The organism is Streptomyces sp. NPDC127117 (assembly GCF_042677325.1).
Classification (GTDB): domain Bacteria; phylum Actinomycetota; class Actinomycetes; order Streptomycetales; family Streptomycetaceae; genus Streptomyces.
In genome coordinates, this window is the sequence record NZ_JBHXTM010000029.1 from 3,787 (window position 1) to 17,498 (window position 13,712).

Consider the following 13,712-nt stretch of genomic DNA (forward strand, 5'->3'; position numbering starts at 1 on the left):
CCCGTCCGGGGGGGTGGGGGTTTCCCCCCCCCCCCGCCCCCCCGCCCCGCGACTACCTGGCCGCCGCGCGGGACGCCGCCGACGAGCACCCCTACGCGGCGCTGCTGACCGATGTGCGGGAGATTCCGCTTTCCTCGGTGTACGTACGACAGAACGCCTCGCACACCGGCAGCGACGGAGACGCGGACCGCGACCACCGTCCGCACGCGGAACGCCCCCGGGCCGAGAGCGTGCTCGAATCCGACCGCCACGTGCTGTTCACCGGCGGTGCAGGGTCGGGGAAGTCGAGCCTGCTACGGCGTCTCACGTTCACCACCGCCTCCGACTGGCTCGCGAACCCGTCACGGGCGCCCCGATACATACCGGTGCGGATCACCGCCGAACAGCTGCTGAATCTTCCCTTCCCGGAGGCGCTGGCATGCGCAGTGGGGCGGGATCTGCCCGGTCTTCGGCGTACGCCGACGCCCGATTTCTTCGAGACGGCACCCATGCCGTCCGTGGACTGGCTGGTCTGCGTGGACGGCCTCGACGAGGTGCTCGATCCGGAGGGCCGGGGCAAGGTGATCCGGATGATCCAGCGATGGTCCCAGGAGCCGCATCTGCGGTTCGCGGTGGCCACCCGGTCATTGGTCACCACCGACATGGACCGGCTGCGGGGGCTGAAGCGGTATTCCCTCCTCGGCCTCGGCGACCGGCAGATCTCGGAGGTGGCCGAGGCATGGTTCGAGGCACTGAAGGTCCCGGACGCCGAGCATCGGGCCCAGGAACTGGCGGTCGGGCTGCGGCACGGGCGACTCGGCGAGGTGGCCCGCATCCCGCTCTACATCACCATGATCTGTGTGGTGGCGGCGCTCACCGAGCTGCCCCGCAACCCGGCGGAGCTGTACGCGCGGTTCGTCAGGATCCTGCGCGAGAAGGGTTCACAACGACTCGCCCGCACCGAGCAGGGCGTTCACGGAATCACCGAGGACCTGCTGAACAGCGTGCACGACGTGCTGCGCCCGGTGGCCGAGCGGCGTCAGGACGGGGATACACGTCCACTGCTCGACCTGGCGGTCGAACTGCTGGGCGGCCACTCCCCCGATACCGCTCCCACGAAGGACCTGGTGTCCCGCGCGCTGATGTTCACCGGGCTGGTCACGCAATTCGGCCAGGAACTGAGGTTCCCGCACCAGACCATCCAGGAGTACCTCGCCGGATGCGCGATCGCCGACCGGCTGACCCCGAAGGACCCTGAGGCGCTCCGGACCGTACGCCAGGCGATCGCCGCCGAGCAGCCCAACATCGTGCTGTTCATCTCCGCGCGCTGGCACGAACGCGGTATGCCCCTCGAAGAGTTCCTGCGCACGGTCGTGGACGGGGGCGGCTGGCGTGATCTGCTCCTGTGCGCGACGGTCCTGAGCGACGGGCTGGTGATCAACGAAGACATGGCGGCACGGTTCACCCGGGCGGTGATCAAACTGCACGGCCGCCCCGTCTCGGTCGGTGATCTCGACCCGAAGGAGGTTCTTTCCCGGCTCTACGCGGTGCTCGACCCGGCGGGTGTGGCATCCGTCGTGCGTAATCCGGCCGTTCCCCACCTGGCGCGGGCCGAGGCGCTGGAGCACTTCGTACGGCGTGGCAGCGAACCTGCCGCGTCCCTCGCCGCCGAGCTCGCCGACGAGCCGGACCTCCCCGCCGGACTGCGCGTATCGGCGGCCAAACTGCTCGCCGACGCGGGTGACCCCGCAGGGGCCCGGCTGCGCCTCACCGAGCTGGCTCGGGCCCCCGGCCATCTGCCCGAGGCCAGATTCCAGGCAGCGGTCACGCTGCTGGCCATGGACCGCACCACCGGCATGCCGGCGCTCAGCGAACTCCTCGCGACCACCGACTTCCCCAAGCAGCGCGTCGAATCGCAACTGTCGCGGATTCACGCCGCGACGGACCTCGTCACGCGTGCGGCGCTGACGGACGTACTGGCCACCAACCCGGCACTGGGCAACGACGACCCGCACACCCTGCGCTACCTCAGGTGCCGCCTGCTGTTCCCCGACCGGCCGGAGCTCGCGAAGGATCTACGTGCGGACCCCACGGTCCCCGTACACCTGCGGTACATGGCGGCAGGGTTCCGGCCGACCGACGAGGAGCACCTCGCCGGATCCGAGGATGATGTCTTCTTCTCCGGCATCCTCCGTGACCCGGAGTCCTCCGACGGCGCCCTCCGCGTGGCCGTCTCCGGCTCCCTCAGGGAGGAACTGGTCGAGCGAGTCGCGCGGAGCGCGCGGCTGGACCAGTACACCCGCCTGGATGCGGTGACGCGGCTCGTGCAACTCGGCAGGCACGCCGCTGCGGGGCAGTGCGCGGAGGAAATTTTCTCCGGCTGCACGGATTTCTGGATCGTCCCCCGCATCGCCGGGATCTTCCGCGACATCGGCCGGCAGACCAGGAGCAGGGAGATCCTCGTCGATGTACTGAACAACGACGGGCTCCTCGCCCGCCATCGCACCCGCTGCGTTCCGGCGCTGCTCAACATGGGTGCGCAGGACGTGGTCCTCAGCGTACTGACCCGTCTGGCGGCGGATCCCGGCATAGCGGCCCGGGACCGGCTGGATGCTGCCGAGCACCTCCAAGCCATGGATCCGGCGACGACGAGCGCGTCGCTCACCGCTGTCGCGGCCGATGTCGCGCTCCCCGGCGACGTTCGTCACAGTGCGGCCAAGCGGCTCCTGAACGCCGGGGAACGGGACACCGCTTCGGGACTGCTGCGCCGCACGGCCGAGGACCGGCTCGTCGGCACAGGCGACCGGATCGACGCGCTCACCACCCTGGCCAAGATCGACCTCCGCGCGGCTTCGGACATGCTGCACCGGATGCTCGACGAGTCCGGGCTGCTGGATGAGCATCTGTGGCGGCTCCTCGATCTCGCTGATGCTGTCGCCCCTGACGCGACGCTCCAGGAGCGTCTGTGCCTCCTGCTGACGGACCCGACCGTTCCCCCGGTCTCCTTCCTGGAGATCGCGAACATCTGCGAGCAGTACCGGACGGACATCGTTCCCCCGCTCCGCGAGCGCATCCGCCGGATAGCGGACGATCCCTCCACCGATCCGAAGACCCGGGCCCAGGCCGTGGCCAGTTCCTTCGGGTGGATCCCCTACCCGAGGTGGACGTCCCTCGTTGCCGGGCTCGATCCCGATCCGATGGTCGGTCTCAGCCTGTACACCGCACATACCGGCTTGTCCGCGCAAGGAATCTACGGCTGGGTCTGGGAGTACCAGCACCTCTTCCGGGAGGGCGAGGGAATGTCGACCCCGGTCGGAGCCCTCCAGGGGCTCGATCCGCACGCGGCCGTCGTGCGTTGGCTGCGAATGCTGGAGGAGCGTCGGCCGGAAGCTGTCACAAGCATGCGTCGCCTCGGACGACTGGCCAGGGAGACCAGCGACCAGAAGCGGGCGAACGACCTGCTCCAGGCTTGGGCCGCAGACTCCGAAGCCCCTCTGGCGGACCGGATCTCGGCGGCCGAGACCTGTCTCTGGCCACCCCACGACTCCTGGCGCGTCCTCGCCCGTGACCCGGTCACACCGCCCGCGCTCCGCGTCACCGTCTGCAAGTTCCTCCCGGCAAGCGGCGCCCACAACCGCATCCCGATCGCCCGCGCACTCGTCGCGGATACCACCGCCCCCGTGACCGTGCGGGCAAAGGCCGCCGCGCTCCTCGCCGAGGACCTCGGTGAGGAAGGCCGCAGCGCCCTGCAGGAACTGTCCGGCGCGCACACCACCGACCCCGAGGCGCACCTCGCCGCGGCGGCTGCCTGGGAGGACCTGGATGTCGGGCGGGAGGCGGTGGCCGCCTGCCTGCGGGTGCTGGACGACAAGCGGCCGGAAGCACGTCCCGCCGCGCTCCACCGGGTCGCCGCGGCGGCGAAACTCACACGGTGGCGGTCCTCGCGCGGGCGGGCCGTACAGGCCCTGAAGGACGTGCTGGGGGACGGGGCCGCACCCGTCGCCGTACGTATCGACGCAGCCCGACACCTGATCGCCGTACCGGAGGTGGCCGAGGCCCATCTGGGGCTGTTGCGGCTGGCGGTGGGCCCGCAACCGGACACCGAGGAGCGCGCTCGTATCCTGGAGCTGCTCCCGGCGGATCTGCGCCGGATTGCCGATCCCGGCGCGGAATACGAGGCCGGTCACCCGCCCCCGTAGCGACCCGCCGCGGAGCCCTCTTGTGAACATTCGGCGTCAAGAGTGCAACTGGCGTGTCGGTCTTGACAATTGCCCGCCTGACCGATGTTAAGATCATCTTACTTCCAGTGGGCTGATGGCGTATGGGGGCATTCCGGGAGGGATGGACTCCTCGGCCCCACATCCGGAGGGGCCTTCCCTGGGGTGACGCAAGCCGTGGCTCGACCGGCCCGGCGCCTGCGGCACATGAGGGAGCGTCAAGCCGTATCCATAGCCATGGCACTTGAAGTGAGTCTCATGACATTTGCACAGGGCCCTCTTCTGTGGGCACTGGTTGTCGTCGCGCTGATCGCCGTAGGTGCCGTTCTGCGGGCTCGCAAGACCAATATCGGGCTTCGCAGACAGAACGCCGAACTACACCAGCAACGCGACATGTTGCAGCGCCAGCGGGACGAACTGCACGTCGCGCACACAGGTCTGACGCATCAGCACTCCGCCGAGCTGGCCGAGGTCCGCAAGGACGCCGAGGAGGAGACCAAGGCGGTCCTCAAGGCCGCCGTGCGTACCCTTCAGGGGCTCGCGGACGAGCAGCAGGTGGTCATCGAGAACGCCCAGAAGAAGTACGGCGACGACCCCGGCATGCTCGCCGACCTGATGGCCATCGACCACGCCAACAGCCAGTTCGGCCGCCGGGCGCAGGGCATCGCGGTGCTGTGCGGCGGCTGGCTCGGGCGCCGGGAGACCGTCGCCTCCGTCTTCGACGTGGCCCGCAGCGCCCAGGGACGTATCCGGCAGTTCGACCGGGTGCGGGTCAACGGGCAGGTGAACTTCTCGGTCGTCAGCAAGGCCGTGGAGCCCGTCGCGGTCGTCCTGGCGGAGCTGCTGGCCAACGCCACCAACTACTCCGCCCCCGGCGCCCCGGTGGAGATCAACATCCAGGCCGTCCCGACGGGCGTCTGCCTCATCGTCGACGACGCCGGTCTCGGCATGGGCCAGGAGGAGAAGGACCGCGCGGCGGCCCTCCTCGCGCCGCAGGCCGCGATCAGCGTCTCCAGCCTGGGCATTCCCCCGCAGTTCGGTTTCGCGGTATCCGGCGTGCTGGCCGCCCGCTACGGGTTCAAGGTCTCGGTGGACTCCGTATCCCCCTATGGAGGCGTACGCGCGGTGGTTCTCCTGCCCGACGAGTTGCTCACCGGCGATGTGCCCTCGCCGCCCCCGGCCGCCGCCGGCCACTACGAAGCGGAAGTGGCGGCACTCCCCCGGCGTCAGGCGCCCGCGCCGTCACCGACACCGCTGTTCCCCCCGGTCGGGCAGCCGACCGCCGCTCCGCAGCCCACCGGGCCCGCCGCCACCACCGCAGGTGGCCTGCCCAAGCGTCGTCGCAAGAGCCCGGTGTCGGTGGTGCCGTCGGCCGAGCCCGGTCCGGTGCGCAGCAACGAGGAGACCGCTTCCCGTCTGGGCGCGTTCCAGCGCGGAACGCGGTCCGGGCGTGACATGACGACGACGGAAGGACCCGAGTTCCAGTGAACCCCGACCTGTCCTGGGTACTCAACGATGTGCTTCAGGTACCCGGCGCACGGCACGCGATCCTCGTCTCCGCCGACGGTCTGCTGCTGGCCAGCTCCAGTCAGATCGGCCGGGACGACGCGGAGACCGTGGCGGCCGCGATGAGTTCCATGCAGTCGCTGAGCCGGGCCGTCGCGCCCTTCATCGGCGCCCAGGCCCCGGGCCGCTGGCGTCAGACGCTGCTGGAGTACGACCACGGCTGGATCTTCCTGATCGCGGCGGGCACCGGCGCCTACCTGGCGGCTGCCGCCGCGGCCGATGTGGACATGGAGGCCATGTCCTTCCGCATGCAGCAGCAGGTCGCCGCGCTGGGGAAGGCGATGACCACACCTCCCCGCCAGGACGCGGGAATCGACGTATGACGGCGCCGGGCGAGGAGCAGGCGGTCAGCAGCGGGTTCGTCCGGTCCTATGTCATCACCGGCGGGCGTGGCCTGCCCGATGCGGAGGATCTTTCCCTCGTCACCCTGGTCACCATCGCACCCGACCGGCAGCCGCCGCCGAACCCGAGCCCGGAGGTCCGGGCCATCTGGGAGCTGTGCTCCGGCGGCTATCTGTCGGTGGCGGAGGTGGCGGGCCACCTCGGCCAGCCGGTCGGGGTGGCGCGGCTGCTGCTGAACGACTTAGCGGAACAAGGTCATCTGATGCGCCGCAAGGCGCCACCGCCGGCTCAGCTCGTTGACAGGAAGATCCTCGAAGAGGTGTTGCATGGACTCCACGTCCGGTTCGGCTGACAGCATCTATGTCCCGGACGCGGTGCGGCGCGCGGCGAAGATCCTCGTCGTCGGGCACTTCGCCGTGGGCAAGACGACGCTGATCGGCACCCTCTCCGAGATCACTCCGCTGCGCACCGAGGAGCGGATGACGCAGGCCGGCGCGCACATCGACGACCTGCGGGGCGCACCCGACAAGGTGACCACGACGGTCGCGCTGGACTTCGGCCGTCTGACGCTCAGCGACGAGCTGGTGCTGTACCTGTTCGGCACGCCGGGCCAGCAGCGCTTCGTCGAGCTGTGGGAGGACATGGCGCGCGGCTCGCTCGGCGCGCTGCTCCTGGTCGACCCGGCCCGTCTCGCCGACACCTTCCCGGTGATCGACCTGGTCGAGACGTACGGGCTGGAGTACGCGGTCGCGGTCAACAGCTTCGATCCGTACTCCCGGCATGCGGAGGAGGAGTTGCGCGAGGCGCTCGATCTGCTGCCGGACACCCCCGTCGTGTACTGCGACGCCCGGGACGAGAAGTCGTCCGCGCAGGCGCTGATCACCCTGGTCCAGCACCTTCTGGCACGCGTGGCCTGAGAGGCTGTCACCCGGCCGCCGTTCGAACGGCCCGGTCCGGGCAATGGCTCCCGGGCCCGTTCTCCGTCCACCGTCCGGGCCTTCGGGTCCGCGATCACATCGAGGAATCACACATGGACTCGTCGCCGGGATCCACCCCGTACAGCGCCCCCACCGGGTGTCCGATGCGCGGTGAGCGGCAGACGTCGCTCTACGGGCCGGAGTTCGCGTCCGATCCGCAGCGCGTGTACGACGAATTCCGGGCACACGGACTCGCCGCCCCGATCGAGCTGGCCCCCGGTGTGGAAGCCACCTTGATCGTGCAGCACGAGGCCGCGCTCCGGGTGCTGCAGAATCCGTCCTTCTTCGCCCGTGACGCGAGGCGCTGGGGCGCGCTGCGGGAGGGCCGGGTGCCGCTGGACAGCCCGGTGCTGCCGATGATGGCGTACCGGCCCAACTGCCTGTTCACGGACGGCACCGAGCACCTGCGGCTGCGCAAGGCGGTCACCGAGAGTCTCGGCCGGCTCAACACCACCCGGCTCAGCCGGGACGTGGAGCGGATCGCGGACTACCTCATCGACCAGTTCATCGAGCGCGGCAGCGCCGACCTGCTCGGCGACTACGCCAAGCTGCTGCCGCTGCTGCTGTTCAACCAGCTCTTCGGCTGCCCCGGCGACATCGGCGACCGGCTGACCCGGAGCATGTCCGCGATCTTCGACGGCGAGGACGTGCTCCGGGCCAACGCCGAGCTGACCGAGTGCCTGATGGAACTCGTCGCGCTCAAGCGGCGGCAGCCCGGCGAGGACATCACCTCCTGGCTCATCCAGCACCCGGCGGGCCTGCGGGACGAGGAGCTGAAGGACCAGCTCGTCATGCTGATGGGTGCGGGCGTCGAGCCGGAGCGCAACCTGATCGCCAACGCGCTGCTCCTCATGCTGTCCAGCGACACCGGGGTCGCGCAGCGGCGGGGTACCGGGATGCTGGTCGAGGACGCCCTCGACGACGTGCTGTGGAACAACCCGCCGATAGCCAACTACGCGACGCACTACCCGGTCCAGGACATCGACCTGGGCGGGGTGACGCTGAAGGCGGACACCCCGGTACTGATCAGTTTCGCCGCCGCGAACAGCGACCCCGCACTCACGGACGCCCGCCAGACCCTGAGCAAGGGCGCCCATCTGGCCTGGGGCGCGGGCCCGCACGTCTGCCCGGCGAAGTCTCCCGCGCAGCTGATCGCCCTCACCGCGATCGAGAAGATCCTCAACTCGGTGCCCGACCTCGCCCTCGCGGTGCCGCCCTCCGCGGTCGAATGGCGGCCGGGCCCCTTCCACCGGGCCCTGGTCTCGCTCCCCGTGCACTTCACCGCCGCCCCGGCCCGCCGGACCACGCCGACCGCGGCGGCGCAGTCGCCCGTTCCGTCCCGGAACGCCACCCCGGACGACGCGCCGGCCGCGCATTACGACCACGCGGAGCCGCAGAAGAAGAGCAAGGGCTGGTGGAGTTCCTTCCTGGACGTGTTCAGGGTGTGACGCACCAAGATCATGTCCGGGGTGTGACGCACCGGACATGATCTTGGTGTGCCGGACGACTTGTCCGCATAACCCGGCCCATCGCATACGTAACTGAAGTGACACAGGAGGAAGTTGGGACACGAGGGGCCGCTGACAAGGGGCTGAAGCAGGGTTTCTCTGTGATACGGGCAACACAGATCCACGCATGGCCGGCATATGCGGAGGGGTAGGTTCTGCCGGTAACCATGAGCCCAGGTCAAGGAACTCTGCGTGAGCGCTATATGTGGCACAGACAGGCCCCCCGTAGACCGCCGTGCCCTCATCTCCCTCCTGAGACGTCTCAAATCGCCCGAGGGGCAGGCTGATCCCTACCCCTTGCTGGCCGATCTGAGAGACATGGGCGACGTCGTACGCGCTCCCTGGGACGCGTACTTCGTCACGGGTTTCGACGCGTGCAGCGAGGTGCTGCGCGGGCGCAACTGGCTCGCGCCCGACTTCGCCTGGCAGGAACGGCAGGCGGACACCGAGCGCTGGGAAGCCGTCGCCACGCAGGAGATGACCAAGACCCTCTCCCGGCTCAACGCCCCCGAGCACACCTGCCAGCGCCGCAGCCTCGGCAACCTCTTCGACCGGTCGACCATCGAGCGGCTGACCCCGAAGGTCGAGGAGCACGTCACCCGGCTCCTGGACGAGCTGTCCGACAAACTGTGCTGGGGGGAGGCCGACTTCGTCAGCACGGTCAGCGAACAGCTCCCGATCAGCACCATCGGCTCCTGGCTGGGGATACCGCCCGAGGACTACACCCACATCCTGGAGATCACCCACAACCAGGTGCACGCCCAGGAGCTGCTGCCCACCAAGAGCCAGCTCGCCGTCTCCGCCGAGGCGACCGAGCATCTGCGCAGCTACTTCACCGAGCTCGTGAAGCAGCGCCGGGCCAGCCCCGGCAACGATGTCCTGACCGGCTGGATCCACACCTGGGACGCGCGGGAACCCGACCGGGACGCGGCGGACGAGATCCTCTACCGGCTCACCATGTTCGTCACCATCGCCTCGCTGGAGACCACCGCGACCCTGCTGTCGGCCATGGTGGATCTGCTCCTGAAGGAGCCCGGCCGGTGGGCGTGGCTCGGGGAGAACCCCGGGTACATCGACGCCGCCGTCGACGAGGTCCTGCGGTACGACCCGCCGATCCACATCAACACCAGGATCGCGGCCGACGACACCGTGCTGGCGGGCGTTCCGATCGCCAAGGACAGCATGGTCCACGTCATGTACGGCGCCGCCAATCACGACCCCCGGCGCAACGACGACCCGGACACCTTCGACGTCGGGCGCACCGGAACCCACCTGACCTTCGGCGGCGGGGTGCACTACTGCCTCGGCGCGGCCCTCGCCCGCCTGGAGGCACGCACCCTCCTGACCCAGCTGCTGAAACGCTTCCCCACCCTGCGCGCCGTCTCCCCGGCCGGTTACGCGTCCCGGCTGGTCTTCCGGCGGATCACCTCGCTGGGTGTGGCGGTATGAAGCTCTCGCTTCCGCAGTACCTGACTCCGTTCCGGCGCCCGAGCACGGTGCGCGCCGAGCGCGAGGGCGCGGTCCTCCGCGTGGAGCTGGACTCCCCGGCCACCGGCAACGCGGTCACCGAGGCGATGCTGGACGATCTGCTGGCGGTCCTGGCGGTGCCGGACCCCGACGTCCGGGTACTGGTCCTCAGCGCGGCCGGCGACGACTTCTGCCTGGGCGGCGACCGCAACGAGTTCGCCGACTGGCTCGACGAGGACCCCACCGGGCGGGGCATCCGGATCGCCGGTGACAAGGCCCGCCGGGTCTGTGAGGCGATCTCCGCCAACCAGGCCGTCACCATCGCCCGTATCCAGGGCAAGGCGATCGGCGCGGGCCTCGCACTGGCCCTCGCCTGCGATCTGCGGGTGGGCGCCGACACCGCCGGTTTCCGGCTGCCGGAGCTGGCGCTCGGGCTCCCCACCGCCTGGGGCGGCGTACTGCCCCGGCTCATCCACGAGGTCGGCGCCGCCCGCGCCCGTGAACTCATCCTCACCGGACGCGCCTTCGACGCCACCGAGGCGTACGAGCTGTCGGTCCTCCAGCGCGTCGTGCCCGAGGGCGAACTCGACGCGGCGGTCACCGCGTGGACCAAGCCGATCGTGCGCCGCCCCGAGGCCGCCCTGCGCGTCACGAAGGCGCTGCTCAACTCGTACGCCGCCCCGACCCGGCTGGCCGACCCGTCCGTACTGGACGCGGAACTCATGGCCACCGTCGCCGCGGCGACCCGACGACGCTGAGAGAGCCCGCCGGAGCCGCGCGGTGGCCGCCGAAGGGCCGCCGCGGAGCTTGCCGGGACGGCGCTGCCCGGCCACACCGACAAGGTCGCGGGGCCGGTCGGCGGCATCGAGCGGGCGGGCCTGCGGCATCGAGGAGATCCCGGCCGAGGCGGGCCGCGGCGGGCCGAGGCACATGACCGGTGGCGGGTCCTCGGGACCGCCCGCCAATACTCCGGCCGTACCGGTGGCGGGTCCTCGGGACCGCCCGCCAATACTCCGGCCGTCGGTCACCGCTGAAGGCCGGACGGGCTCGCGCGTCCTCCTCGGAGTTCGGAGGGGATCATCGCAGCAGGCGGGACCGGGACTCCGCCGGCAGAGCCGCCGGAGTGCCGTTGATTCCGGCGACGCGCTCACGCCAGGAGATGGGTTCGGGCTCGGCTGCGGCGGCGGCGATGCGGCAGGAGGGGCATTCGGATTCGCCGAACAGGGGGCGGAAGGCGTGTGGGTCGCCGGGGCCGGCGCATTCGACGGGTTCGGGGAGGGGCGGGCGTTCGTGGGGCTCGTTCCGGACCGGGGGTTCGGGGAGTTTCTGGACCAGGCGGTAGCGCAGGAAGCCGACGGCCGACCGGACGCCGTCCCGCGGGCGTTCGGCGAGCAGGGCGTGCCGGAGGTCGGATTCGCTCAGACCGCGTTCGAGCCACTTGACGGCCTCCACGGCGAGGGCGCGGGCCTCGCGTGCGCCCAGGTGCAGTTCACGGCGGGCGTGGCGCAGGGAGAGCAGGACCCGTTCCGCTCGGGCCAGTTGGGTGGGGTCCGGCGCGGTGGCCTGCGCGGGCGGTTCGGGTTCGGGCGCTGTCGCGGGCTCAGGTTCGGAGGGTGGGTGGGGAGTTGTCCTATCACTGTGGTCTTCTACCGGTTCATAGCCACCGGCCTTCCGGGCAGTCGGTGCACCGACCGTCGGAAACTGCCCACTCGGCAGCGGAGTTGCGGGAGGCGCGGTGAGTGGGGCGGTGAGTGGGGCGGTGAGCGCGACCGTTGCCGGGGCTCGTCGTAAGTGCCCGGCCTGCTCACTCGTCAGAGGGTTGTTCGCTACGAGTTGCTCGGTCAGCCAGCGGCCTCCCGCGCCCTGGCTCCGCCACTCGTGCACGTAGCCGTGCTCGATGAGCTGCCGCTTCGCCTTCTGGTACGCGCGGCCCTTGATGCCCACTTTGCGGGCGAGTTCGCTCAACGGCTTGCACATGGCATCGCCCGGGAGGCCCTGGACGTAGAGGAGGAGGATCTTCGCGTCACTGTTCAGACGCGGATGGCGGACGACATCGTTCGATGCCTTCGTATAGCGCGCGGACGGCGCGATAGCATGACGCAGCATTTCCGGTGGGCCTGTCCACTGGTGGTGTAGGCCCTCGGATTGGTGTTGTCGCACCGCCGAGGGCCGCTCCATGCGCGCGGAAGCACACGGAGCGTGATTGCCCGGTCACCGTAGCGCAGGTTTCCCATCTTCCGCCACGCGGACGGAACTTCACGCGATCACGCCGTCACCCTCGTCCGCGGCGGGGCCCGGGCCGTACGATTGAAACGTATCAATCCGGATCCGGCGATCGAGGCGTGAGACTTCCATGCGAACGTACGAGTACGACATCGTTGTCATAGGTGGCGGGCCCTCCGGCGTCCCGGCAGCCGTCCAGGCCGCACGGCTCGGTGCGCGCACACTGCTGGTGGAGAAGAACGCCGGACTGGGCGGCACGACCACCAGTGCCAACGTCGCGTTCCCGGGGCTCTTCCACGCCTGGGGCAAGCAGGTCATCGCCGGGATCGGCTGGGAACTGGTGTGCCGGGCCGTCGAGTTGAGCGGCGACGAGCTGCCGGACTTCCGGGACGACGAACGCCCGCACTGGCAGCGCCAGGTGCGGGTGAACGCACCGCTGTACGGGGCGCTGCTCCTGGAGGAGGTCCACGACAGCGGCATCGATCTGCGGCTGCACACAATGCCCGCATCGGCGCACTGGACCGGTGGTCTGTGGGAGCTCCAACTGTGCGGCAAGGACGGGCTCCAGCCGGTCACCGCCCGGCGGCTCGTCGACTGCACCGGTGACGCGGACGTGATCGGCCTCGCGGGGCTGGAGCGCCGCCGCAACCAGGACCGTCAGCCCGGCACCATCGACATCCGGCTGTCCGGCTACGACGTCGACGCCCTCGACCACGACGAACTCGACCGCAGGCACGCCGAGGCGGTCGGATCGGGGGCGCTGCTCGCCTCGGACCTCGGCTCCCGGGGCCGGCCGCTGCTGCCGTTCCTCGCCAAGCGGGGCGAGAACGCGATCCACCTCGTCGGGATCGAGGGCGCGACCGGCGAGGGCCGTACCGCCGGGGAGCTCGCGGGCGGGGCGGCGGTGCTGCGCATCTACCGATTCCTGCGCACCCTGCCGGGGCTGGAGGGGCTCCGGCTCGACTTCCGCGCCTCGGAGGTCGGGGTCCGCGAGAGCGTCACGATCGCGGCCCGCACGACCGTGACCGGCCAGGACTACCTGGCGGGGCGGGTCTGGGCCGACTCGGTGTGCAACAGCTTCTATCCGATCGACATCCACCGCCCGGACGGCAACGGGATCGACAAGACCCATCTGCGCCACAGCGTGGTCCCCACCGTGCCCCGCGACGCGATGGTCCCGGCCGGCAACCCGTACGCCGTCGTCGCCGGGCGATGCATCGGTTCCGACCAGGCTGCGAACTCCGCGCTGCGGGTGCAGGCCACGGCCATGGCGACGGGGCAGGCGGCCGGGGCGCTCGCGGCGATGTCCGCGGACCGGGGGACGGACGTCACCGGCGTACCGATGTCCGGTCTGCACCGGGTGCTCGTACACTCCGGAGCGATCGTGCCCACACTGCCGGACGGGGCCCGGGCACAGGTCTGATCCGGAACGG

Annotated in this window: 10 protein-coding genes; 9 read left to right on the forward strand and 1 reads right to left on the reverse strand. The window is 70.4% G+C overall.

The features are described 5' to 3' along the window. Window positions 1-137 precede the first annotated feature (137 nt). The 8 genes from ACFVH0_RS24435 to ACFVH0_RS24470 all read left to right on the forward strand — a co-directional run bounded on the left by ACFVH0_RS24435 (window position 138) and on the right by ACFVH0_RS24470 (window position 10,814). Window positions 138-4,178 carry an NACHT domain-containing protein gene (locus tag ACFVH0_RS24435; RefSeq protein ID WP_385823307.1) on the forward strand — a complete coding sequence of 1,347 codons (4,041 nt, stop codon included), beginning with the start codon at window positions 138-140 and terminating at the stop codon, window positions 4,176-4,178. A 276-nt stretch (window positions 4,179-4,454) separates the two neighbouring features. Continuing rightward, window positions 4,455-5,684 (forward strand): ATP-binding protein, encoded by a 1,230-nt coding sequence (locus tag ACFVH0_RS24440; protein WP_385823309.1) that lies wholly within the window; start codon window positions 4,455-4,457, stop codon window positions 5,682-5,684. Beyond that, a complete protein-coding gene (locus ACFVH0_RS24445) occupies window positions 5,681-6,085 on the forward strand; it encodes a roadblock/LC7 domain-containing protein (protein WP_124719686.1) in 405 nt (134 codons plus the stop codon). The genes ACFVH0_RS24440 and ACFVH0_RS24445 overlap by 4 nt, the downstream gene beginning before the upstream one ends. Further along, entirely contained in the window at window positions 6,082-6,456 is a 375-nt protein-coding gene (locus ACFVH0_RS24450; RefSeq protein ID WP_385823311.1) for a DUF742 domain-containing protein, read from the forward strand. The genes ACFVH0_RS24445 and ACFVH0_RS24450 overlap by 4 nt, the downstream gene beginning before the upstream one ends. After that, a complete protein-coding gene (locus tag ACFVH0_RS24455; RefSeq protein WP_385823313.1) occupies window positions 6,431-7,021 on the forward strand; it encodes an ATP/GTP-binding protein in 591 nt (196 codons plus the stop codon). Before ACFVH0_RS24450 ends, ACFVH0_RS24455 begins: the two co-directional genes overlap by 26 nt. 113 nt (window positions 7,022-7,134) lie before the next feature. Then, the gene (locus ACFVH0_RS24460; RefSeq protein WP_385823315.1) at window positions 7,135-8,529 is read left to right on the forward strand and encodes a cytochrome P450; all 1,395 of its coding nucleotides are present in this window, start codon (window positions 7,135-7,137) and stop codon (window positions 8,527-8,529) included. 378 nt (window positions 8,530-8,907) lie between these two features. Continuing rightward, a complete protein-coding gene (locus tag ACFVH0_RS24465) occupies window positions 8,908-10,038 on the forward strand; it encodes a cytochrome P450 (protein ID WP_385823317.1) in 1,131 nt (376 codons plus the stop codon). Next, a complete protein-coding gene (locus ACFVH0_RS24470) occupies window positions 10,035-10,814 on the forward strand; it encodes an enoyl-CoA hydratase/isomerase family protein (RefSeq protein ID WP_385823319.1) in 780 nt (259 codons plus the stop codon). Before ACFVH0_RS24465 ends, ACFVH0_RS24470 begins: the two co-directional genes overlap by 4 nt. A 319-nt stretch (window positions 10,815-11,133) precedes the next feature. Here the strand turns inward: ACFVH0_RS24470 and ACFVH0_RS24475 are convergent, their stop codons facing one another. Further along, window positions 11,134-12,162, reverse strand: a complete 1,029-nt coding sequence (locus ACFVH0_RS24475; protein ID WP_385823321.1) for a hypothetical protein — start codon at window positions 12,160-12,162, stop codon at window positions 11,134-11,136. Between the two features lie 247 nt (window positions 12,163-12,409). On the opposite strand from ACFVH0_RS24475, the gene ACFVH0_RS24480 reads away from it, so the two are divergent. Beyond that, complete coding sequence (locus ACFVH0_RS24480) at window positions 12,410-13,702, forward strand: FAD-dependent oxidoreductase (RefSeq protein WP_385823323.1); 1,293 nt, start codon at window positions 12,410-12,412, stop codon at window positions 13,700-13,702. Window positions 13,703-13,712 lie beyond the last annotated feature (10 nt).

What these genes read in the sequence shown, in the direction of transcription:
- ACFVH0_RS24440 (WP_385823309.1), top strand. Translation starts at nt 4,455, where the DNA reads ATGACATTTGCACAGGGCCCTCTTCTGTGGGCACTGGTTGTCGTCGCG.
- ACFVH0_RS24450 (WP_385823311.1), top strand. Translation starts at nt 6,082, where the DNA reads ATGACGGCGCCGGGCGAGGAGCAGGCGGTCAGCAGCGGGTTCGTCCGG.
- ACFVH0_RS24455 (WP_385823313.1), top strand. Translation starts at nt 6,431, where the DNA reads ATGGACTCCACGTCCGGTTCGGCTGACAGCATCTATGTCCCGGACGCG.
- ACFVH0_RS24460 (WP_385823315.1), top strand. Translation starts at nt 7,135, where the DNA reads ATGGACTCGTCGCCGGGATCCACCCCGTACAGCGCCCCCACCGGGTGT.
- ACFVH0_RS24465 (WP_385823317.1), top strand. Translation starts at nt 8,908, where the DNA reads ATGGGCGACGTCGTACGCGCTCCCTGGGACGCGTACTTCGTCACGGGT.
- ACFVH0_RS24470 (WP_385823319.1), top strand. Translation starts at nt 10,035, where the DNA reads ATGAAGCTCTCGCTTCCGCAGTACCTGACTCCGTTCCGGCGCCCGAGC.
- ACFVH0_RS24475 (WP_385823321.1), bottom strand. Translation starts at nt 12,162, where the DNA reads ATGCTGCGTCATGCTATCGCGCCGTCCGCGCGCTATACGAAGGCATCG.
- ACFVH0_RS24480 (WP_385823323.1), top strand. Translation starts at nt 12,410, where the DNA reads ATGCGAACGTACGAGTACGACATCGTTGTCATAGGTGGCGGGCCCTCC.